Origin of the sequence: Arthrobacter sp. ok362 (assembly GCF_900102785.1) — a bacterium.
GTDB lineage: Bacteria > Actinomycetota > Actinomycetes > Actinomycetales > Micrococcaceae > Arthrobacter.
Map to the genome: position 1 here is coordinate 153379 of NZ_FNGC01000001.1, position 23113 is coordinate 176491.

At 68.0% G+C, this 23113-nt stretch carries 16 protein-coding genes; 11 read left to right on the plus strand and 5 right to left on the minus strand.

Annotated features, from left to right (window positions below; all coding sequences use genetic code 11):
- Positions 1-12: 12 nt before the first annotated feature.
- The 4 genes from BLQ10_RS00690 (at position 13) to BLQ10_RS00705 (ending at position 4734) form a co-directional block, all read left to right on the plus strand.
- The gene (locus BLQ10_RS00690) at positions 13-291 is read left to right on the plus strand and encodes a Trm112 family protein (protein WP_091557148.1); all 279 of its coding nucleotides are present in this window, start codon (positions 13-15) and stop codon (positions 289-291) included.
- A gap of 121 nt (positions 292-412) precedes the next feature.
- Positions 413-1900 (plus strand): adenosylhomocysteinase, encoded by a 1488-nt coding sequence (gene ahcY, locus BLQ10_RS00695; protein WP_091557150.1) that lies wholly within the window; start codon positions 413-415, stop codon positions 1898-1900.
- Positions 1901-2057: 157 nt separating this feature from the next.
- Entirely contained in the window at positions 2058-3284 is a 1227-nt protein-coding gene (locus tag BLQ10_RS00700; protein WP_091557152.1) for a L,D-transpeptidase, read from the plus strand.
- A 112-nt stretch (positions 3285-3396) separates the two neighbouring features.
- Positions 3397-4734 (plus strand): TIGR01906 family membrane protein, encoded by a 1338-nt coding sequence (locus BLQ10_RS00705; RefSeq protein WP_091557154.1) that lies wholly within the window; start codon positions 3397-3399, stop codon positions 4732-4734.
- A gap of 22 nt (positions 4735-4756) precedes the next feature.
- Here the strand turns inward: BLQ10_RS00705 and BLQ10_RS00710 are convergent, their stop codons facing one another.
- Complete coding sequence (locus BLQ10_RS00710; RefSeq protein ID WP_091557157.1) at positions 4757-6586, minus strand: AMP-dependent synthetase/ligase; 1830 nt, start codon at positions 6584-6586, stop codon at positions 4757-4759.
- Positions 6587-6646: 60 nt separating this feature from the next.
- Positions 6647-8383, minus strand: coding sequence for a dolichyl-phosphate-mannose--protein mannosyltransferase (locus BLQ10_RS00715; protein ID WP_091557160.1), 1737 nt, complete (start codon positions 8381-8383; stop codon positions 6647-6649).
- A gap of 171 nt (positions 8384-8554) precedes the next feature.
- Between BLQ10_RS00715 and rsmI the strand changes: the two genes are divergently transcribed.
- Positions 8555-9376, plus strand: a complete 822-nt coding sequence (gene rsmI / locus BLQ10_RS00720) for a 16S rRNA (cytidine(1402)-2'-O)-methyltransferase (protein WP_091557896.1) — start codon at positions 8555-8557, stop codon at positions 9374-9376.
- 272 nt (positions 9377-9648) lie between these two features.
- Entirely contained in the window at positions 9649-11148 is a 1500-nt protein-coding gene (locus BLQ10_RS00725) for an NAD-dependent succinate-semialdehyde dehydrogenase (protein ID WP_091557162.1), read from the plus strand.
- 9 nt (positions 11149-11157) lie between these two features.
- Here BLQ10_RS00725 and BLQ10_RS00730 read toward each other — a convergent pair whose 3' ends face one another.
- From BLQ10_RS00730 to BLQ10_RS00740, 3 genes are read right to left on the minus strand one after another with little or no spacing between them, the layout of a single operon-like run.
- Positions 11158-13722 carry a transglutaminase TgpA family protein gene (locus BLQ10_RS00730; protein WP_091557165.1) on the minus strand — a complete coding sequence of 855 codons (2565 nt, stop codon included), beginning with the start codon at positions 13720-13722 and terminating at the stop codon, positions 11158-11160.
- Positions 13719-15185: a DUF58 domain-containing protein gene (locus BLQ10_RS00735; RefSeq protein ID WP_091557167.1), complete on the minus strand. Its 1467-nt coding sequence runs from the start codon at positions 15183-15185 to the stop codon at positions 13719-13721. Before BLQ10_RS00735 ends, BLQ10_RS00730 begins: the two co-directional genes overlap by 4 nt.
- Positions 15186-15199: 14 nt before the next feature.
- On the minus strand, positions 15200-16348 hold the full coding sequence (locus BLQ10_RS00740) for an AAA family ATPase (RefSeq protein WP_091557170.1): 1149 nt from the start codon (positions 16346-16348) through the stop codon (positions 15200-15202).
- Between the two features lie 177 nt (positions 16349-16525).
- Here BLQ10_RS00740 and BLQ10_RS00745 point away from each other — a divergent pair, with 177 nt between their 5' ends.
- From BLQ10_RS00745 to BLQ10_RS00765, 5 genes are all read left to right on the plus strand, one after another.
- On the plus strand, positions 16526-17413 hold the full coding sequence (locus BLQ10_RS00745; protein ID WP_091557172.1) for a TatD family hydrolase: 888 nt from the start codon (positions 16526-16528) through the stop codon (positions 17411-17413).
- A gap of 256 nt (positions 17414-17669) precedes the next feature.
- Positions 17670-18863, plus strand: a complete 1194-nt coding sequence (locus tag BLQ10_RS00750) for a resuscitation-promoting factor (RefSeq protein WP_254785334.1) — start codon at positions 17670-17672, stop codon at positions 18861-18863.
- A gap of 155 nt (positions 18864-19018) precedes the next feature.
- A complete protein-coding gene (gene rsmA, locus BLQ10_RS00755) occupies positions 19019-19918 on the plus strand; it encodes a 16S rRNA (adenine(1518)-N(6)/adenine(1519)-N(6))-dimethyltransferase RsmA (RefSeq protein ID WP_091557177.1) in 900 nt (299 codons plus the stop codon).
- An 81-nt stretch (positions 19919-19999) separates the two neighbouring features.
- On the plus strand, positions 20000-20956 hold the full coding sequence (locus BLQ10_RS00760) for a 4-(cytidine 5'-diphospho)-2-C-methyl-D-erythritol kinase (RefSeq protein ID WP_091557180.1): 957 nt from the start codon (positions 20000-20002) through the stop codon (positions 20954-20956).
- 72 nt (positions 20957-21028) lie between these two features.
- Positions 21029-22858, plus strand: a complete 1830-nt coding sequence (locus BLQ10_RS00765) for an ABC-F family ATP-binding cassette domain-containing protein (RefSeq protein ID WP_091557181.1) — start codon at positions 21029-21031, stop codon at positions 22856-22858.
- The last annotated feature ends 255 nt before the right edge of the window (positions 22859-23113 follow it).

The window sequence follows — 23113 nt, forward strand, 5'->3', positions numbered from 1 at the left end:
GGAGCGTTCACCATGCCCAAGCTCAGTCCCGAACTGTTGTCTGTCCTGCGATGCCCCGTCACCGGGTCCGGCCTGGTGCAGGAAGGCGACGAGCTCGTCACCGTCACGGCAGATGAAGCCGGGAACAAGCTGCGGTACAGGATCGAGGACGGCATCCCCCTGCTGCTGCCGCCGGAACTCCTGCCCGCTGCCGCGGCGGCCCCCGCTGATCAGCACGACGCTGATCAGCACGACGCCGGTCAGCCCGACGGCGGTCAGCACGGCACAGCCCCGCGCCACGCCGCGGAATAACGGCCGCCCAAAAAACCTGCCGACCGCCCATCAGCGACGCCCCCGGCAACGAATGACTGCTTAGACCCGGACACACCCAGCTCCAGACACGCAACACCACCGGCCACAACAAAGGATTCACATGACTTTCGATTACAAGATTGCGGACATTTCCCTGGCCGAGGCGGGCCGCCATCAGATCCGCCTCGCCGAGCACGAGATGCCCGGCCTCATGTCCCTGCGCGAGGAGTTCGGCGCGAGCCAGCCGCTCAAGGGTGCCCGGATCGCCGGATCGCTGCACATGACGGTCCAGACCGCGGTGCTGATCGAGACCCTTACCGCCCTCGGCGCCGAAGTCCGCTGGGCTTCCTGCAATATCTTCTCCACCCAGGACGAAGCCGCCGCCGCGGTCGTGGTCGGCACCGGCACCGCCGAGGACCCCCAGGGCGTCCCCGTCTTCGCCTGGAAGGGCGAGACGCTGGAGGAATACTGGTGGACGGCCCAGCAGATCCTCACCTGGCCGGGCGCCGACGCCAACCCTGAGCTGGGTCCGAACATGATCCTGGACGACGGCGGCGACGCCACCATGCTGGTGCACAAGGGTGTTGAATTCGAGGCCGCCGGTGCTGTGCCCGCCGCCACCGAGGACGAATCCGAGGAAGGCCGGGTCTTCCTCGACGTGCTGCGAGCCTCGCTCCAGGCCGACCCGCAGAAGTGGACCCGCATCGGCTCCCTCCTGCTCGGCGTCACCGAGGAGACCACCACCGGTGTGCACCGCCTGTACCAGCTGGCGGAGCAGGGCAAGCTGCTCTTCCCGGCCATCAATGTCAACGACTCCGTCACCAAGAGCAAGTTCGACAACAAGTACGGCATCCGCCACTCCCTGCCTGACGGCATCAACCGCGCCACCGACGTTCTGATGGGCGGCAAGGTCGCCGTCGTCTGCGGTTACGGCGACGTCGGCAAGGGCGCCGCGGAGGCATTCCGCGGCCAGGGCTCGCGCGTGATCGTCACGGAGATCGATCCGATCTGTGCGCTTCAGGCGGCCATGGACGGCTACCAGGTCGCCAAACTGGAATCCGTCCTCAGCGAAGGCCACATCTTCATCACCACCACCGGCAACAAGGACGTCATCATGGCCAAGCACATGGCCGAAATGCGTGACAAGGCGATCGTGGGCAACATCGGCCACTTCGACAACGAGATCGACATGGCCGGTCTGGCCCGGGTCCCCGGCATCAAGAAGGTCGAGATCAAGCCCCAGGTTCACGAGTGGGTCTTCGAAGCAGACTCTGCCACGGGAAAGAGCAGCCGCTCCATCATCGTCTTGTCCGAAGGCCGCCTGCTGAACCTCGGCAACGCCACCGGACACCCCTCCTTCGTCATGAGCAACTCCTTCGCCAACCAGACGATCGCCCAGATTGAACTGTTCACGAAGGCCGGCCAGCCCGAGGGTGAGCGTGAATACGAGAAGCAGGTCTACGTCCTGCCGAAAATCCTGGACGAGAAGGTGGCCCGCCTGCACCTGGGTGCCCTGGACGTGGAGCTGACCGAGCTGTCCAAGGAACAGGCCGAGTACCTGGACGTCGAGGTGGCCGGGCCGTACAAGCCTGGCCACTACCGCTACTAGGAAGTGTCCCGAAGGGCCCCGGGCTCAGGTCCGGGGCCCTTTGTCGTGACCGTTTTGGGGGCACTTTTGTAACCGGATCGTGGTCGAAACGGTCCGGGGTTCCAAGGTAACTCAATTATGCTGTCAGGATGACGTGTGGAAACGCCCGGGCCCTGTGATGGCCCTGAAAACCTGGAGTACCGGCCGCAAGATTGCGTTGCTGGGGATGGTCTGCGCCCTGGCAGCGGGCGGCGGAGCCTTCGCCGCGGCGGCTCCGGGGCTGGCCCAGTCCGCGATTTCCTCCGAAGCGGGATCCCCGGCCCGGACGACGCCGGGACTCGCCGCCCCGGTGGTGGCCCCCGCGGAGCTCGCGCTCACGCCCGCCGACGGCGCCCTGCAGGTCAACCCGGCGGCACCAGTATCCCTGAAGGTCAAGAACGGGCGCATTGACCGGGTGGCCCTCACGAGCGATGACGGCGACACCGTCGACGGCACCCTGAGCGCGGACGGATCCGCCTGGAGTTCCTCCGGCGACCTGACGTTCAACACCCGGTACGACTTCACGTACTCCGTCCTGGACGACGCCGGACGCCAGACCCACAGCACACGCTCGTTCACTACCGTCTCGACCGCCAACGAGGCCGACGCCGCCATTTACCCCCTGGACGGGATGAAGGTTGGCGTGGCCCAGCCCCTGCAGATCACCTTCAGCGAGCCGGTCCTGAACCGGGACGCCGTCGAAAAGGCCATCAAGATCACCTCCACGTCCGGCCAGGTGGGTGCTTTCCACTGGTTCAACAAGAACACCGTCAGGTACCGGCCGGCGGCCTTCTGGGCCGCGAACAGCACCATCACCATGGACATGAAACTGTTCGGCGTCGAATTGGGCAAGGGGCAGGTCGGCAACTTCAACAAAAAGGTGTCCATCCACATCGGGGACAAGAAAGTGGCGGTTGCCGACGCCAAGGCCCATACCTTCTCGGTCAGCATCAACGACAAGCCGGCGGGGCACTGGCCGGCAACCATGGGCGACACCCGGTTCCCCTCGGCCCGGGGCTTCCTGGTGTTCATGGAGAAGCACCGCGTGGAGCACATGGATGCCTCCACGATCGGGCTCAAACCGGGGGATCCGGCCTACTACGGCCAGCTTGACGTCAACTACGCCACGCGTCTGACGCCCAGCGGGGAGTTCATCCACCAGGCCACAGACTCCGCAATGCCCTACGTCGGCAAGGCGAACCTCTCCCACGGCTGCATTGGCTTGGGCCCGGAGGGCGCGAAGTGGGTCTTCGACAACATGACCACCGGCGACGTCGTCCAGGTGGTGAACACCGAGGGGGAGTACGCCAACTTCGATGACGGTTTCGGGGACTGGAACATCCCTTGGGCCAAATACGCCAACTGACGGGGTGGCACCTCGCCGGGCCCAATCCTCTGACGGTAGGCTCGGAGCCAGATAAGTTGCGCAGCCGGGCGCAGGCCGGGCAGCACAGAAGCCTACGGAAGCGAAGCTCCACGTGACAGACAAAAGTCCCACCCCTGCCGACCGGCCGGATCCGCATCTGGATCCCACGGACGACACCGACGAGCCGGCGTTCGAGTGGATGAAGCCCGCCTCCACCGCAGGCTCTGCAGCCGCCTCTGCCGGCAAGCCCGCAGGCAGCTCGGCCGCAGGCTCTGCCGACAAGCCTGCAGGCAGCTCGGTAGCAGGTCGTGCTGACAAACCATCAGCCAGCTCCGCCGCAGGCTCTGCCGGCAAGCCCGCAGCCACGAAGGACGACGGCGCCGCAGCTGCTGCGGCGGCCGCCGCGGCAGCGTCCGCAGCCCGTCAGCCCGGGAGCCGCGCTGACCGCAAGGCGGCCGAAGCCGCCGTCCTCCAGACGGAGGCTGGGAAGTCCGGGTCATCAGCCGGGGGTCGCCAGGACTCCGCCTTTGACGAGACGCTTCAGGGCCCGGCCCTGCCGAGTTCTCCGCAGGAGGACCTCGAACGCCGGGATGCCGAACGCCGGAATGCCGAACGCGAGCAGGCGGCCAAGGCCAAGCCCGTCCTGCCCCGGGTGATGCAGGTGTTGCTCGCCGTGTTCTACCCGGTCATCCTGCTGGTGCTCGCCGTCCGCGCCGTGACCAGCCCCCTGTTCCTCTGGGTGGAATACAACCGTCCCGGCTTCCCCGGCGACGGGTACGGCTTCAGCACGGATGACCGCATGACCTACGGCTCCTACGCGGTGGACTACCTCAGCAACTGGTCGGGCCCGCGCTACCTTGGCAATCTTGTGGACCAAAGCGGCGAGCGGCTGTTCAAGGACGGCGAAGTCAGCCACATGGCCGACGTCAAGACCGTCATGCTGTCCACGTTCGGTGCCGGCACGCTGCTGATCCTGCTGGGCCTGGTTGCTGTGATCTACCTGAAGCGGAAACACAGCGGGGGAGTCCGCCGCGGCCTGTTCGCCGGCTCGATCGTCACACTCGCGATCATCATCGGCCTCGGAACTCTCGCCGTCCTCGGCTGGGAGCAGTTCTTCACCGATTTCCACCATATTTTCTTCGCCAACGGGACCTGGACATTTACGCTCCAGGACACCCTGATCAGGCTCTTCCCGGGCCAGTTCTGGATGGATGCCGGGATTGTCATCGGAGCACTCGTCCTGCTTGCTTCCGTTCTCACCCTGATTCTGACCTGGCCCACGCGCCGGCGCCGCGGCCTAGGCAAGAAAAAGAAGGCCGACACATCCAAGGACACCACTGCTGACGCCGGGATGGACGCCACCGCCGAGGCAGCGCCCGCGGCGGACGGTACGGCCGGCAGCACCGGCACCGAGGCAGAGGGCGCAACGCGCACACGCCACACCGTCTGAAAGGGCCAGTTGCCGTTTGGATTCAGCCGTAGATGCGGTTGATCTGCGCCGCGTAGTCCCGAACGACGGTGGCCCGCTTGAGTTTGAGCGAGGGGGTCAGGTGCCCTGACTCCACGGTGAAGTCGGCGTCCAGGACGACGAAGCTGCGGATGGACTCAGCCTTGGAGACCAGGAGGTTCGCCTCATCGATGGCGCCCTGGATCGAGGCCCGGACCGTCTCGTTGGCGGCGGCTTCGGCCGGAGCCATGACGGGCACCTTCCGGGCGTCGCACCAATTGCGCAGTCCTTCCGGGTCCAGGTTGACCAAGGCCGAGACAAACGGCCGGCCGTCTCCAATGACCACGGCCTGTCCGACCAGTTGGTGTTCGCGGATCTTCTCCTCGAGCGGGCCCGGGGCGACATTCTTGCCGCCGGCCGTGACCAACAGGTCCGTCTTCCGGCCCGTGATGGTCAGGAAGCCGTCCTCGTCCAGTGAGCCGAGGTCGCCTGTCCGGAAGAAACCGTCCACGAACGCCTCCGCGTTGGCGGCCTCGTTGGCGTGGTAGCCCTTGAAGACGCCGATGCCCTTGACCAGGATCTCGCCGTCGTCGGCCACCCGGACCGTGGTTCCCGGCACCGGGATGCCGACTGTCCCCACCTTGGTCCGGGCAGGGGTGTTGGCCGTGCACGGCGCCGTGGTTTCCGTCAGGCCGTAGCCTTCAAGGACGGGAATGCCCGCGCCGCGGAAGAAATGGGCGTCGTTGGAGCTCAGTGGGCTGGCACCGGAGACCGTGTAACGCAGCTGGCCGCCGAAGGCCTGCCTGAGCCTGGGGTACAGCAGCCTCTCGAAGACTGCGTGCCGGGCCCGCAGGAAGATCCCGGGTCCCGTGCCGTTGCCCCGGGAGGCGGCGTCCAGGGCCTTGGAGTAGTCGATCGCGGCCGCCGCTGCAGCCGTGAAGATGCGCTCCTTGCCCGCTGCGGCAGCCGTCTGCGCGGCCCCGGCATAAACCTTTTCAAAGATCCGGGGCACCACCAGCAGGAAGGTGGGCTTGAAGCTGGCCAGGTCGTCCAGGAGTTCCTTGGCGTTTGCGGTGTGGCCGAGGGTGGAGCCGGAGCTCAGGCAGATGACCTGCACCGCCCGGGCCAAAACGTGCGCCAGGGGCAGGAACATCAGCGTCCGGGAGCGCGGCTGCATGAGGATCTCGGGCAAGAAGTGGCCGATGTTCTTCGCGACCAGGGCAAAGTTGGCGTGGGTGATCTCGCAGCCCTTGGGCTTGCCGGTGGTTCCCGAGGTGTAGACCAGGGACGCAACGTCCGCCAGGGACGCAGCGCTCCGGTGCCGTTCGAGCTCGGCGTCGGTCACCCCGGTGCCTGCCGCGGCCAGGCTCGCCAGGTTCGGTGCCGCGCCGTCGTGGTCCATCCGCACGACGGCGACAAGCCGGTCGCCGAGGACGGTGGAGGCGTTCAGGACGCCCTGGACGACGGCGGCCTTGGCCTGGTCCTCGACGAACACCCGCCGGGATCCCGAGTCGTGGAGGATCCACTCGATCTGGGACGCGGAGGAGGTCTCATAGATCGGGACGGTGACGCCGCCGGCGAACCAGATGGCGAAGTCCACCACCGTCCACTCGTACCGGGTGGCGGACATGACAGCGACGGTTTCGCCTGGAGTGAGTCCGCCGGCAATCAGGCCTTTGGCCAGGGCAGTGACCTGCTCCAGGAAGTGATGGGCGGAGACATCGCTCCAGCCGCTGGGGCCCTTGCGGGCGTAGAGGGCGTGCACGGGGTCCTTCGCGTGCTGCTCCAGGAGCAGGTCCGTCACGTTGCTCCCCGGATCCAGCTCCACGAGCAGTCCGGTGCTTGCTTCTCTCACAGCCGAATCTCCATTTCCTGGCCCGCCTGGAGTTCGGCGGACCTCCCCTGCAATCCTGCCCTAGATCCAGGACGGCATCCACATCCGCATGCGCCACTCCTGGTAGGGGATCACCTCAGCGGTCCAGACCGGGTAGAAGAACGCGGACACGAGCACGGCCGCCACCACGAACAGCACCACCAGGTAAAACCCGGATCGCCGGCGCCAGAGGGGGTCGCCGCGCTGGCCGAGCACCAGCCCCAGGCAATAGACGAGCGCCAGCACCAGGAACGGTTCAAAGGAGACGGCGTAGAAGAAGAAGGTGGTCCGCTCCGGGTACATGAACCAGGGGAGATAACCCGCGGCCACTCCAGCCAGGACCGCGCCGGCGCGCCAATCGCGGCGGCCCGCCCACCAGAACAGCAGGACGCCCAGGCTCACGGCCGCGCTCCACCAGATCAGCGGGTTGCCCACGGAGAGGATGGCGGTGGTGCAGTGGCTGAAATCGCAGCCCGGGCTGCCCTGGGCGGGGGATTCGTAGAAGAAGGACGTGGGCCGGCCCATGACCAGCCAGCTCCAGGCGCTGGCCTCGTACGGGTGGTCCGAACTCAGGCCCTGATGGAACTTGTAGGCCTCAAGGTGGTAATGCGCCAGGGACCGTATGGCGTTCGGCAGCCAGCCCCACTCGGCCGAGGGGTTGGTCTCGGCCCAGTGCCTGAAGTAGGCGTCCTTGGACCGGAACCAGCCGGTCCACGTGGCGCCGTAGACCACGGCGGCCACCGGAACGATGCTCAGGAAGGCCGGGACGCCGTCCTTGAGGATGCCGCCGCTGATCCAGGCATGGACGCCGGCTATGCGCCGCGCGCTGAGGTCCCAGAAGACGGTCAGCAGGCCGAATCCAGCCAGAAAGAACAGGGCGGACCATTTCGTGCCGACCGCCAGGCCCAGGCAGACTCCTGCCGTGAGGCGCCACCACCGGATGCCGAGCCAGGGCCCGGAGGTGAGCTGGAGCGCCGAGGGGCGCCCCGTGGCAGAGGCCGCGGCCTGCCGGCCGAGCCGGGCTGCCAGCCGCCGCCGGCCGTCGTCGCGGTCCATCAGCAGGGCGCCGAACGCGGCAAGGATCCAGAACATGAGGAAGATGTCCAGCAGCGAGGTCCGGGACATGACGAGGTGGTGGCCGTCCACAGCGAGCAGGACGCCGGCAACAGCGCCCAGGGTCAGCGAGCGGAAGAGCTTTTGCGCGATCAGGGCCAGCAGGAGGATGGACAGCGTCCCCGTCAGGGCAGCACCGAACCGCCAGCCGAAGGGATTGTCCGCCCCGAACAGCCACATGCCCGCGGCAATCATCCATTTGCCGACCGGCGGGTGGACCACATACTCCGGCGTGTTCAGCAGCACGCCGGGGTTGCCGGCTATGAAGGAGTCGTTCGCCCGGTCAGGCCAGCTGCGCTCGTACCCGCTGACCAGGAATGAATACGCGTCTTTGACGTAGTACGTTTCGTCAAAGACCAGGTTGCGAGGCGTGTCCAACCGGGCGAACCGCAGGACGCCGCCCAGCGCGGCCGTGAGAGCCGGAATGAGCCAGTACCAGAGCCGAAGCGACGCCGGGTAGTCCCGCCAGCTCTGGATGCTGCCGATCAGGCGTTCCCTGAGGGCCTCCGGGGTGTTGGCCTCGGCGGGGCGGCCGATCCAGCGGTGTCCCTCAAGATTGCGGCCGATGCGGAAGCGGCTCCCGGCCCGGCCGTTGGGACCTGTTGTCGGCGATGCGGCGGGGCCAGCCTCGGGCGGCCGCGTGGGGGTCTGGGTCACGTTGCCCATGCTACCTTTCGCAGCTGTGCTCGCAGGGCCGCGCCCCGGCGGCAGTAGGCTGGTCCTGTGGACCACGAACCCAGCACTTCCCCCCTTCCTCCCCTCGATCCTCCTCTCGACGACGAAGCCGTCGCCGTCGTTGCGGCAACTGGCGTTCCCGCCGCCGGCGGCCCCGGCAGGATCGTCCTCGCGGCGACGCCGATCGGGAACGCCGGCGATGCCTCGGCGCGGCTCGTTGAATTGCTTACGACGGCGGACATCGTCGCCGCGGAGGACACCCGGAGGCTGCACCGCCTTGTGCAGAACCTCGGCATCACCGTGGCCGGCAGGATCATCAGCTATCACGAGCACAATGAGGCCGCCAAGACTGCTGACCTGCTGGAACAGGTCCGGTCCGGCAAGACCCTGGTCATGGTGACCGACGCCGGCATGCCGTCCGTCTCGGACCCGGGGTTCCGGCTGGTTGAAGGCGCCGTAGCGGCCGGCCTCACCGTCACCGCGGCGCCGGGACCCTCCGCCGTGCTGACGGCCCTGGCCCTCTCCGGCCTGCCGACGGACCGCTTTTGCTTCGAAGGGTTCCTGCCCCGCAAGGCGGGCGAACGCTCCTCGCGGCTGGCGGACCTCGACGCCGAGCGGCGAACCATGGTGTTTTTCGAGGCGCCGCACCGGCTCGAACCCATGCTGCGGGCCCTGCACGAAAGCTTCGGCGCCGACCGCCGCGCCGCAGTGTGCCGTGAACTCACCAAGACCTACGAAGAGGTCATCCGCGGCACCCTGCGCGAACTGCTCGAATGGGCCGAGACCAACGAGGTGCGCGGCGAAATCGCCGTGGTGGTGGGCGGCGCTCCCGAACGCGAACCAGGCCGTCCCGAGGACCAGGTGGCTGCCGTCAACGGGCTGATAGCCCAAGGCATCCGGTTGAAGGAGGCCGTGGCCGCAGTGGCCGACGACGCGAAAGTCAGCAAGCGCGAACTCTATGCCGCGGTCCTCGCCGCGCGGTGATGAAAGAGACGTGCTCCGGGCGCCTCTGAGCCGCACCGGCCAGCCGGTTCCGGCCCCCACGGGTGGCATGGAGCGGTTTGTGCAGCTGCACAGCATGTCCTGGATCGGGTAGTGCGTGCATGCATAGACTTGCCCGTGAGCGCAGCAGTACCGTGGCAGTAATCCAGACGCCCGGGCCTGCCTGCGGGAACGAGCGCCTACACCAAAAACTAATTCAGACAAACTAGTGCCGAGAAACTAGGGCCAACCGAATTGCTGACGAGGGAGTCATTGTGACTGTAACTGCCCAGCCTATTGTTTCCGCGGAGCGGGAGAGCGCCCTGCTGGCGTCCGTTCCGACGGGCCTGCTGATCAACGGCGAGTGGCGTCCGGCCGCGTCCGGGAAGACCTTCGACGTCGAGGACCCCGCCACCGGCAAGGTCCTGCTCAGCATTGCCGACGCCGGTCCGGAGGACGGCATGGCGGCCCTGGACGCGGCCGCTGCCGCGCAGGAGTCCTGGGCGAAGGTCCCGGCCCGGGAGCGCGGCGAGATCCTGCGCCGCGCCTTTGAGATGGTGACCGAACGGGCCGAGGACTTCGCGCTGCTGATGACCCTGGAGATGGGCAAGCCCTTGGCCGAGGCCCGCGGCGAGGTCACGTACGGTGCGGAGTTCCTGCGCTGGTTCTCCGAGGAGGCCGTCCGCGCCTTCGGCCGGTACTCGGTGTCCCCGGACGGGAAGTCCCGGCTGCTGGTGACCAAGAAGCCGGTGGGCCCGTGCCTTTTGATCACGCCGTGGAACTTCCCTCTGGCGATGGCGACCCGCAAGATCGCCCCGGCTGTCGCGGCCGGCTGCACGATGGTGCTCAAGTCCGCGAACCTGACCCCGCTGACCTCCCAGCTGTTCGCGGCCGTGATGGTCGAGGCCGGGCTGCCCGCCGGTGTTCTGAATGTCATCCCGACCTCCACTGCCGGTGCCACGACGGGGCCGCTGATCAAGGACTCCCGGCTGCGGAAGTTGTCGTTCACCGGCTCCACCGAGGTGGGCCGCCGGCTGCTCTCGGATGCGTCCGAGACGGTGCTGCGGACCTCGATGGAGCTCGGCGGGAACGCCCCGTTCGTGGTGTTCGGGGACGCCGACGTCGATGCCGCCGTCGCCGGGGCGATGGTGGCGAAGCTGCGGAACATGGGCGAGGCCTGCACCGCGGCGAACCGGTTCATCGTGCACGAGTCCGTCGCGCAGGAGTTCGCGGAGAAGTTCGCCGCGAAGATGGCGGAGATGACCACGGCCCGGGGTACCGAGGCTGAGTCCAAGGTCGGCCCGCTGATCGATGCCAAGAGCCGGGACAAGGTCCACGAGCTCGTCACCGACGCCGTCGCCGCCGGCGCGGTCGCGGTGACCGGCGGTTCCGCCGTCGAGGGCCCGGGCTACTTCTACCAGCCGACCATCCTCACCGGCGTGACCGAGGGCACCCGGATCCTGTCCGAGGAAATCTTCGGACCCGTCGCCCCGATCATCACCTTCGGCACCGAGGACGAGGCCGTCCGGCTCGCGAACAACACCGAGTACGGGCTCGTGGCCTACGTCTTCACCAGGGACCTGAACCGGGGCATCCGGATGGGCGAACGGCTCGAGACCGGCATGCTGGGCCTGAACGCCGGCGTGGTCTCCAACGCGGCCGCCCCGTTCGGCGGCGTCAAGCAGTCCGGCCTGGGACGCGAAGGCGGCCTCGAGGGCATCGAGGAATACCTCTACACCCAGTACATCGGCATCGCCGACCCCTACGCCGGCTAGGCAGACAACCTAACCGCGGCGCACCCGGCGGACAGAGTTGCGGAACTTCCCCCAGGATTCCGCGAGTCCCCGCCGGGTGCCTAGTGCTGTCCGGGAAAGTTGTGCTGTCCGGGAAAGTTGTGCTGTCCGGGAGAGGAACCGGCGGGGCGCCGGGAGGGCCCGCCGCCAGCCGGACATGACCGACGGCGGCAGCCAGGCCGCGCGCAGCCGGACCAGGGGCCTCGCGTTGGCCCGCAGCGCGGCCTGCACCAGGGCGATCCTGGCCGCGGCGGAGCCGGCCGGATCCGCGGAGTCTGCGTTCTGCGCCGGTCCCGCAGCGCCGCCCGGGCGGCCGTACCGCTCACGTTCAAAGTCCTCGGTCAGGGCGGCCGCTGCCCGCTGCCCAGGCCCGTCGGCGCCGCCGGGTTCCCCCAATGCCGCCGAGGCGCGCAACCGCTCCGAGAAATGCCGCGGCGTCTCGCTAGCTTGGGGCGCCACACCGTAGTCCGTGGCCAGGTCCCGTAGTTCCGCCCACGCCGGCAGGGCCGTCCCCGTGGCACCGGGGTAGCCGCGGGCCGCCGTCCTCAGCCTGCGGCGCCGCACGCCGCTGCGCACCAGCCGCGGGGAGGCCACCAGCAATGCCAGCAGCAGCATCGCACCAACGCCGTACAGCGCCTGGGCCCCTTGCGCGTCACCGGGCGCCGGCGTTCCGGCCCCGGGCAGCGGAACCGTGCCGGGGGCCGGGACCGGCGCTTGCCTGGAACCGTCCCCGGGAGTCAGGGCGTCGTTGCGTTCGTTGGTGCTGGCGCCGCTGGACGAGGCGGCATCCGTGGCGTAGGCCGGAACGACGCCGCGGGACGGCGTCGGCTCAAACGCGACCCAGCCGACGCCCTGGAAGTAGAGTTCGGGCCAGGCATGGGCGTCCCGGGCATCGACCTCGAACTCCGGAAGCGGACCCTGGCCCGAGACCGCCACCGTGGCCCCCGTGGGGCGTCCCGGCGCGTAGCCCACGGCGATCCTGCTCGGAATGCCCTCCAGCCTGGCCATCACGGCCATGGCAGAGGCGAAATGAATGCAGTAGCCGCTCTTCTGGTTCAGGAAGTCCGCCAGCACGGACAGGCCGTTGCCGTCGTAGCCGCCCTGCACAGGGGACTGCAGGGAGTAGCTGAACTCGGTGGAGCGGAGGTACCGCTGGATTGCCATGGCCCGCGCATACGGCGAGGCGGCTCCGGCCGTCACGGTCTTGGCCGTGCTGCTCACAACCTCCGGAACGTTCGACGGTTGCCGCAGGAATTGCTCCGGGATCCCGCGCACCGGCTCGGAGGCCCCCGCCAGCAGCGCCGCGGTGAGCTGCGGAGTGACGGACGTGACCACGTACTGCTGGTCGCGGGAGTTGGTGTCGACCCCCTTGATGCTCAGCGTGGCAGGATCCCAGTTCCAGCGCCCCGTGAGGCCGTTGACCGCTTCCGGCGCATACGGCGCGGGCAGGTACGGGCTCGTGTACTGGCCGGTGTTGACGGCCGTGATGACTCGGAGCTCCGTCGGGGCACTATCAAGCCCGGACTCGATCCTGCCGGTCCCCGGTTGCCGGGTGGACTCCCGGTCATCGGGTGACCAGGAGTCGCCGTCAAAGCTGTCCACCGTCACCGAGCGCAGGTACGGCGTCGTCGGCGCGTTCGTGGCGAATGTGATCCGGCCCTCGCCCGAGGGGCTGCGCAGGCTGTTGCCCAGGCTGATCATCGGATTCAGGCCGGTGGCGCTGCCGAAGGGGTTCAGCCGCGAGCCCTGCGGGAACGTCCCCTGGTCGAAACCCGGGATGACAGGCTGCAGCAGCAGCGTGACGGTCAGCGCCGCGACGGCCGTGACCGCTCCGCGCCGGAGCTGCCCGGGGTTCCGGGCGGTGTCGGCCAGGGTGCGGGCATCCGGCGTGAACCAATGGCTGCACCCGAGAATCAACAGATACCCGACGGCTGCGCCCACGAACCCCAGCACTCCCACGCTTTGCGGCTTGACCATGGCCGGCACCACGAGGATGGCCAGGATCCCCAGCCCGCTCGTGGCCGGCAGCGCCAGGGGGAAGGCCAGCGCATCGATGAGGATCACCAGCAGCCCGAGGACCGCGCAGATCAGCATGACGATTCCGGCGTTGGGGGCCACCGGGGTGCTCTCGGCAAGGACGGTTTCGCTGGCCCGCCGGAGGAACTTTCCCAGGTAGATCATGGTCTCCGGGGACGGGATGAACCCGGCAATGCTGTGCTGCCGGAAGAAAATGAAGGTCAGGGCCACTATGAGCGCCACCAGGGCGCCGGCAGAGACTAACCATGTCCGGGCCCGCAGCGACCGGAGCATCGCCACGGAGAACGCGACGGAGAGAACGGTGCTGAACACCGGGGAGTACCAGGCCCACCCACGCAGAACGCCGTTGAAGCCGAGGGCGGCGCCCGCGACTGCCACCGCGACGGCGGTCCCCATCACCCAGGGCTGGGCGGCGGGTCCATCCGGCCGGGACACCGCGCCGGAGGACAGGACTGTCGGTTCCGCGTTGCCGGCCGTGCCGGTGTCAGATCCGGAGCTGCGGTGCGGTGCGAGCGTCATGGCCGGCCCCCCACGCCGCGGCGGACGTCGGCCGCAGCGGACATCGCCGGGTCCGCCTGGTCGAAGGCTGCCCATGCGTCCGGCAGCGAGCTCCGCGGAGTTACCGCCACGGCCCGCCATCCGCCCCGCCGCAGCGCCTCCAGTACTTCGGGCATCTCACCGGAATCCTGTGCCTGCTCCGTGACCAGCAGCGCGAATGCGTTCGGGCCGAAACCGGCGGCCGGGGACAGCGCCCGGGCCTCAGCCGGGGACAGACTGCCAAGGACCGCCAGGACCGGGCCCCGCAGCCGGTGGGCGGAGAGCTTGTCCATCAGGGCGTCGTCGAAGACCTGCGAGGCGTTGGCTCCCGCCGTCGCCTCCTGCGGGCGGTGCTGCGGGGCGCGGTCACGGTGCGGGTAGGCGTGGTGGTGCGGGCCGGAAAGTTGGATGGCGGCCAGGCTTTCCGCGATGGACTGCAGTCCGGCAGTTCCGGTGTATTCCTCGGCTATCGGGTCGGGAGCGGACGGTGAATTCCGGAAGGCGGGCGCGCCCGCGGTGTCCAGGAACCGCAGAGAGTAGTTGCGTTCCGCGAGGTGCGCGCCGATCGACATCGCCGCCGTGACAGCCCACTCGAAGGCGTCGCAGGTCAGCAAATCATGGCCGTCCCCCTCCCCGCTGCCCGAGTGCCCGCCCGAGGAATAGGCGCCGTGGCCAGACACGCCGTGGGGATAGGCCGAGAGGCGCTGATCCAGGATGATGGTTGCCTCGGGGGTGGTGACGGATTCCTCCTGCCGCACCATGAGGGACCCGTGGCGGGCGGTCGCGGCCCAGTGCACACGGCGCAGCGGATCCCCGTGGCGGTATTCGCGGGTCATGACGTCGTCGTCGCTTGGATTGGCCCGGGCCCGCGTGGGCGTGACGCCGTCGTGTCCGCGGGCGCCGGCGAGCCCCGTCTCGGGGAGCTCAACGGCGGCGGGCGTCACGGTGAGGAGGTCGCCGTCGTCAATCGCGTGGCGGTGGAAAGACAGCCCGAAGGGGTCGCTGAACTCCGCCGTGACGGGCCCGATCAGGAACTGGCCCCGCCGGGCCGAACGAAGGTGGTACTCATAGCGGCTGGTGCCGCCGGCGGCCGCACGTGCCGGGAACCGGAAGGCGGGGGATTCTCCGAACCGGGCCGGCAAGTGTTCCTCCATGACCGCGTGGCCCGCGCCGGTCCCGGTCCGCGCGACGGCCAGCCGCACCGTGGTGCGCGCGGACGTTTCGACCGGCGACGGGCTGAATTCGCGGTAGACCTGGAACCTCGGCTTCAGGACGCGGGTTCCGGCCAGGGCCAGCACGGGCAGGACCAGCAGCAGGACGGCCAGCGCCAGCAGATCCCGGCGCCCCATGATCTGCGCGGCCAGCAGGGACAGCGCGCCCGCGCCGAGCAGGCCCCAGCCGCGGGTGCTGAATAAGTGTCCGGGCAACCGATCCTTCAACGCCACGGCGGACCCATTTCCTAGCGCGGATTCGGCAGTTTGGGTGACGGCGCGGCCGCCATGGCCGAGGCCTGCTTCCGGCCAGGGCGGCCGGTTCCGTTGGGTGAAGCCGTCACTTCCGGCGTGACGGGGATCTTGGCGATGATGGCCCGGATGACGCTTTGCGGCGTCTCGCCCGCGCTGGCCGCCTTGCGGTCGAGGATGATCCGGTGGGCGAGCACCGCTTCGGCGACGCTGACGACGTCGTCCGGCAGCACAAAGTCCCGGCCCTCCAGCGCGGCGGTGGCCTTCGCCGCACGCAGGAGCTGCAGCATGGACCGCGGGCTGGCACCGAGCCGGAGAAGCCCGCTTTCACGCGTGGCCCGTCCCAGGGCCACTGTGTACTCCTTGAGGGACCGGGACACGTAGACCTGCTGCACGGTGGCGATCATGGCGGCCACTTCCGCCGCGGTGACCACTGCCGTCACGCGGGCCAGCGGAGACGAGGCCTGGTGGGTCTCGAGCATCTCCATCTCGGACTCGCGGTCCGGGTAGCCCATGGAAATCCGGGCCATGAAACGGTCCCGCTGCGCTTCCGGCAGCGGGTACGTGCCCTCCATCTCAATGGGGTTCTGCGTCGCCACCACCATGAACGGCTCATCCAGCCGGTAGGACGTGCCGTCCACCGTGACCTGGTGCTCCTCCATGCACTCCAGCAGGGCTGATTGGGTCTTGGCCGAGGCGCGGTTGATTTCGTCCCCGATGACGATGTTGGCGAACACCGCGCCGTGCCGGAACTCGAAGGTCCGGGTCGCCTGGTTGTAGATGGACACGCCCGTGACGTCGGACGGGAGCAGGTCCGGGGTGAACTGGATCCGGCTGACGGAACAGTCGATGGTGCGGGCCAGGGTCTTGGCCAGCAGCGTCTTGCCCACCCCCGGGACGTCTTCCAGGAGTAGATGGCCCTGGGCGAGGAGCACGGTGAGCGCCAGCTTGGCCGCTTCGGCCTTGCCGTCGATGACCGTATTGATGGACGTCAGGATCCGGGTGCTGGCTGAGTGGAAGGCATCCGCGTCCATAGCCGGCGCCGAGGACCGGTCTCCGGCTGCGTTTAGGTCCATGCCGGGGCGGCCCGGGAGTCTCTGTCCATCGGGGAGGATGTCGTCTACGGAAGAGCGGTGGTAATCCATCGGCAGCCTTTCAGCCCTGGTGGGTCCCGGAACTGACCGCCAGCGGCCGCCGGACCCCGCAGTGGCGTTCGCCTGTTTCCTAACGGGGAAATAACAGAGTACTAACAGACTACTAACACAACTGCCGGGCCTGACAGAGAGTTCCGGGGATTTCTGGACCCCGGTTAGGGTGGATGAATGCTCAATCCCCTCACTCCCGTCCCGTTCCGGTCGCCCGGAGATGACGGTACCGGACGCAGCGGGTATCCGCCCGCACCGGAGCCGCTTCCCGTGTCGGTCATGGACAACCACACGCATCTGGACTTTCCCGACGCGGAGCTCGTGGTGGGCATCAAGGACGCCCTCGACGCCGCCGCAGCGGTGGGCGTCCAGGGTGCGGTGCAAGTGGGCTGCGATCTCGAATCGTCCCGGTTTACGGTCAAGGCGGTTGATCTTGATTCGCGGCTCCTAGGCGCCGTTGCCCTCCACCCCAACGATGCCCCCGGCTACGCCCGGCGCGGCGGACTGGAGGACGCCCTGGCCGAGATCGAGGCCCTGGCCGCCCATCCGAGGGTCCGGGCGATCGGTGAGACAGGCCTCGACTTCTTCCGGACCGAGGGGGAGGGCCTGGCCCACCAGCGCTATTCGTTCCGCCGCCATATCGACATCGCCAAACGGCTCGGACTGACGCTGCAAATCCACGACCGCGACGCCCATGACGACGTCGTCCAGGTGTTGCGCGAGGAGGGGGCCCCGGAGCGGGTGGTCTTCCACTGCTTCTCCGGCGACGAGGCCCTCGCCCGGACCTGCAACGCGGAGGGCTGGTACATGTCCTTTGCCGGCACCGTGACGTTCAAGAACGCGGCGGACCTGCGGTCAGCGCTGACAATCGCGGAGCCGAGCCGGATCCTGGTCGAGACCGACGCGCCCTTCCTCACCCCGCACCCGCATCGCGGCCGCCCGAACGCGAGCTACATGGTTCCGTATACGGTTCGCGCCATGGCCGATGTGACTGGTTCGGAGCTCGCCGAGCTGTGCACGCAGATCGCCGCAAATACCGTGCGGGCGTACGGATCCTGGGACTGAACGGACCCCGTTCAGCCGCCCGGCGTAGATACCGGGTATGCACAAATTCTTGGTTCCTTTATAACGCTTCGATTACAGTGGGCAACTGTTAGCCGGGGTCGGGGAAGGCCTACGGTCAATTTCACTCCAGCAGGGCGTGCATTGTGGCAAACGAACCACATGTGCGCTCTCGTTTTGGGTGAGGCAGTGCACGCATGTTCCGTGACGTTCCGGACGTTGTCCGGAGCCGCCGTTGGCGCGCTCACGAAGGGTGGTCATGTGCACTTATCCCCGTGCCCGGAAGGTCCAAGAGATTCGGGCAATTGTGGTCAAGTTCTTCACATCGGACGGAAAGTTCAGCTTCGTCAAGGTTGGCACGCAGCTCGTAGTGCTGGTGGCACTGGTGCTGGGCCTCGTGGCCTTCGTCGGCAACAACAAGACGATCACACTCAACGTGGATGGCAAAGTCAGCTCCGTCCAGTCCTTCGGCGGAACCGTCGGGGAAGTCGTCAAGGGTGCCAAGGTTGAACTGCAGCCATCCGACAGGGTGTCGCCCTCAGTGGACGCCCACGTGCAGGACGGGTCAGTCATCAACGTCAACCTCGCAAAGGCCGTCAAGGTCAGCCTGGACGGCGCCGAACGGACCATCTCCACTACCTCGCCCACCGTTGCAGGGCTCGTGACCGAACTCGGGGTGGCCAGCGCCTCCCAGGTCTCTGTACCCAAAGACGCCCAGCTCGCCGTCTCCGGCTCCTTCGTTTCCATCACGACGCCGAAGACCGTGAGCGTCGTCGCGGACGGCAAGGCAACCGCGACCACCACGACCGCGGCCACGGTGGCCAAGGTCCTTGAGGACGCCGGGGTTTCGCTCGGAGCCAGCGACCGCGTCTCCCAGCCCGGGAACGCTCCCGTGGTCAATGACATGGTGATCAAGATCTCCCGCGTCGACGTCAGCAAGACGGCCAAGACCACCGAGCCCGTCGCCTTCGAAACACTCACCACCGAGAGCTCGGACATGTTCAAGGGTGAGAAGACGGTCACCCAGGCCGGCGTCGCCGGCACCACCAGCAAGAGCTTCAAACTGGTCCTCGTGGACGGCCGCGAAGCCTCCCGGACCCTGGTATCCGAGACCGTCAGCACCCAGCCCGTCACCGAAAAGGTGACTGTCGGCACCAAGGAAAAGCCCCAGCCCGCCGCCAACACCGGCGCATCCGCCCCCGCCATGATGAACCAGGGCATGTGGGACAAGATCGCCCAGTGCGAATCCGGCGGCAACTGGTCCATCAACTCCGGCAACGGCTACTACGGAGGCCTGCAATTCGATGTTGGGACCTGGCTCAGCTCCGGCGGCGGCGCCTACGCCCCGAACGCCGCTGCGGCCACCAAGGCCCAGCAGATCGCCGTCGCCAACCGCGTCTACGCCCAGCGCGGCCTGCAGCCCTGGGGTTGCGGCTGGGCTGCTTCCAGCTAGCACGCCAGACCAGTAGGCCAGCCCGGCGGCCGACAGCCGGCCACAAACCGCCCGACTCCGCGGCTACTGACTACAGCCAGGGGACCGCACAGGCCGGGTCCGGATTCCCTCCGGACCCGGCCTGCGGCGTACCGGCGCCGGGATAGGATACCTAGGTGACTGAACCGAGCCCCTCCGCCCCCGAAAGCCTCCCCGGAGCGGCGCCCGCACCGCTCATGGGTGCCTCCGATATCCGCCGTCTGGCAGAGGAAATCGGCGTGCGGCCCACGAAGACCCTCGGCCAGAACTTCGTCATCGACGGCAACACCATCCGGCGGATCGTGAACACCGCCGGCATCCGGGCCGATGAGGCAGTGCTGGAAGTCGGTCCCGGCCTCGGGTCGCTGACCCTTGGCCTGCTGGACGCCGCCCGGAGCGTGGTCGCCGTCGAAATCGATCCGGTCCTCGCCGGGCGCCTGCCGGCCACGGTGGGCCAGTGGCGGCCGCACGCCGCCGGGAATTTCCACCTCGTCCTGGCCGACGCCATGAGGGTCACCGAGCTGCCCGTCGAGCCGACCGCGCTCGTGGCGAACCTTCCCTACAACGTCGCCGTCCCCGTGGTGCTGCACCTCCTGCAGCACTTCCCGAGCCTGCAGCACGGCCTGGTCATGGTCCAGGATGAAGTCGCCGACCGCCTTGCGGCGGGCCCCGGTTCCAAGACCTACGGCGTGCCCTCGGTCAAGGCCGCCTGGTACAGCACCATGCGCAAGGCCGGCGTGATCGGCATGAACGTCTTCTGGCCTGCGCCCAAAATCCATTCCGGACTCGTCGCGTTCACACGCCGGGAGCCGCCCGTCACGACTGCCACCAGGGAGCAGGTCTTCGCCGTTATTGACGCCGCCTTCGCGCAGCGCCGCAAGACGCTCCGGGCTGCGCTGGCTGGCTGGGCCGGAAGTGCGGCCGAGGCCGAACGCTGCCTGCGGGCCGCCGGCGTCGACCCCGCCGCCCGCGGTGAGGTGATAGACATTGCGGCGTTCGCCAGAATCGCCGAAGCCCACGAGCAGCCGGTCTCCTGAGATTGTCGTGCGCTCCTCATGGGTTCCCGTGGGAGCGGTTCCGTGCTTGGAGCCCGGGCCGCAATGCCATAGCGTGGAGCCATGAACGCAGTGAGAGAGCGCTTTGCCGCGAGGACTGTTCGAGTCAAGGCTCCAGGCAAGGTCAACGTCTCACTGGACGTCGGACCATTGCGACCGGACGGCTTCCACTCGGTTGCCAGCGTCTACCTGGCCGTCTCACTCTACGAAGAAGTTGCCGCCACCAGCACCGATACCGGCGAAATCACCGTCAGCCTCAGCAACGCGAGCACCCTTGACGGCGCCGACATCCCGCTCGACCACCGCAACCTGGCCTACAAGGCGGCGGCCATCATGGCAGACGTCTCGGAACACTCCACCGGTGTGCACCTGGAGATCACGAAACGGGTGCCTGTGGCCGGCGGCATGGGCGGCGGTTCCGCCGACGCCGCCGCCACCTTGCTGGCCTGCGACGCATTGTGGAACAGCGGCCTGTCCCGCGACGAGCTGGCCCACCTGGCCGCCGAACTCGGAGCCGACGTCCCCTTCGCGCTGCTCGGCGGCACGGCCGTGGGGCTCGGCTTAGGCGACGACCTCTCGCCCGCCCTCGTCAAGGCCCAGACCGACTGGGTACTCGTGACGGCGGACTTCGGCCTGCCCACCCCTGAGGTCTACCGCGCCCTGGACCGGCTGCGCGTGGCCGAAGGCACGGTGACCGAGGAACCCACCGCCGTGGACCCGATGATCCTCCAGGCCCTGCGCGGCGGGGACGCCGACGCCCTGAGCCGTGTCCTGGTCAACGACCTGCAGCGCGCCTCGATCGAACTCGCCCCGGGCCTCAGGGACACCCTCGGACTCGGTGAATCCCTAGGGGCGATTGCCGGGATCGTCTCCGGCTCCGGACCCACGGTTGCGTTCCTTGCACACAACCCGGCGGCGGCTGAGGGGCTGGCCAACGATCTTCGGCACCACAGCTTCGACGCCATGGCGGTGCACGGCCCGGTGCACGGGGCCCGCATCATCTCAGATACGCTCCTTTAGGAGCTTTTGGCGCACCGCGTCTCCTGACTTCACAGCATTACTTCACCGATACACCTAAGAAAGCAGTTCCCAGTGGCACACCTGCTCGGCGGCGAAAACCTCACGGTTTCGTATGCAACCCGTACCGTCCTCGATGGCATTACCCTCGGCCTTGAAGAGGGCGACCGGATCGGCATGGTGGGCCGCAACGGCGACGGCAAGTCGACCCTGATGCGGCTGCTGGCCATGCGCTCCACCCCGGACACCGGCCGGGTGACCAAGCGCAGCGAGGTTAACATCGGTTACCTGGACCAGAGCGACGTACTCGACGGCGACCTCACCGTCGGTGCTGCGATCGTTGGGGACCAGGCTGACTATGAATGGGCCCGCAATCCCCAGATCCGCGAAGTCATGGGCGGACTCGTGTCCGACGTCGACTGGCACGCCAACGTCCACGCGCTCTCCGGCGGGCAGAAGCGGCGAGTAGCGCTGGCCAAGCTGCTGATCGAGGACCACGACGTCATCATGCTCGACGAGCCCACCAACCACCTCGACGTCGAAGGCGTCGCGTGGCTGTCCCGGCACCTGAAGACCCGCTGGCGGCCCAACCAGGGCGCCTTCCTCGTGGTCACCCACGACCGCTGGTTCCTCGATGAAGTCTGCACCAAGACCTGGGAAATCCATGACGGCATCATGGACCCGTTCGACGGTGGCTATGCCGCCTATGTGCTGGCCCGCGCCGAACGTGACCGCTCCGCCTCCGTGATGGAAAGCAAGCGCCAGCAGCTCGTGAAGAAGGAGCTCGCGTGGCTCCGGCGTGGCGCCCCGGCCCGCACCGCCAAGCCCAAGTTCCGGATCGAGGCGGCCAACGCCCTGATCGCCGACGTCCCGGAGCCGCGCGACTCGACGGCGCTGAGCAAGATGGCCACCGCCCGGCTCGGCAAGGACGTCCTGGACCTCGAGAGCGTCTCGCTGGACTTCCTCGGTGGCGACGCCGGGCAAAAGCTGTTCGACAACATCACCCTGCGGTTGGCGCCGGGTGAACGGCTGGGCCTCGTGGGCGTCAACGGCGCCGGCAAAACCACCCTGCTGAAGCTCCTCAACGGCGAGATCCAGCCCAGCTCCGGGAAGGTCAAGCGCGGCAAGACGGTGGTCACCGCGGTCCTCACCCAGGAGGTCAAGGAACTCGACGACGTCTCGGACCTGCGCGTGATCGAAGTGATCGAGCGTGAAAAGCGCTCCTTCAACGTCGGCGGCAAGGAATTCACCGCCGGCCAGCTCGTGGAACAGCTTGGCTTCACCAACGAGAAGCAGTGGACCCCGGTCAAGGACCTCTCCGGTGGCGAACGCCGGCGCCTGCAGCTCCTTCGCCTGCTCGTGGGGGAGCCGAACGTGCTGATGCTTGACGAGCCGACCAACGACCTCGACACCGATACGCTCGCCGCCGTCGAAGACGTGCTCGACGGCTGGCCCGGCACCCTCGTTGTGGTCAGCCACGACCGGTACCTGCTGGAGCGTGTTACGGACCACCAGATGGCGCTCCTCGGCGACGGCAAGATCCGCGCCCTCCCGCGCGGCGTCGACCAGTACCTCGAACTGCGCGAAGGCGCCCTCGCAGGCTCCACGATCACCGGCGGCGGGAACCCCGTCACTTCCTCCAGTGCCGGCTCCGCCGCCGCCGTCGCCGGCCCTTCGGAGGCCGAGAAGCGCGACGCCCGCAAGGCCAAAAACCGGATCGACCGCCAGCTGGGCAAACTCAAGCAGCAGGAAGACAAGATCCACGTCCAGATGACGGCCGGGGCCGGGGACGCCAGCAAGTTCGACCAGCTCGCCGGGCTCAACGCGAAACTCCAGGAACTTGCCGGGGAACGCGAAGCCCTCGAACTCGAATGGCTCGAGGCCCTGGAAGTGCTGGGGGAGTAGCCTCCTGGCGGCCCCCCCGGGACATGCCCAGTGTGTTCAGGCACGGCTGGACATGTCCCTCTGAGCGTGTGACTCCCACGGGACATGTTCCACTGCGCAGGCAAACACCGGGCATGTCCCTTGCAGGCCTGAAAACCCGCAGGACATGTCCCTCGGCGCGGGCCAACACTGGGCATGTCCATTGCAGCCATGAAAACCGGCTGGACATGTCCCATGGCGTCGGCCAGGGATGGGCATATTGGTGTTATGTCCATT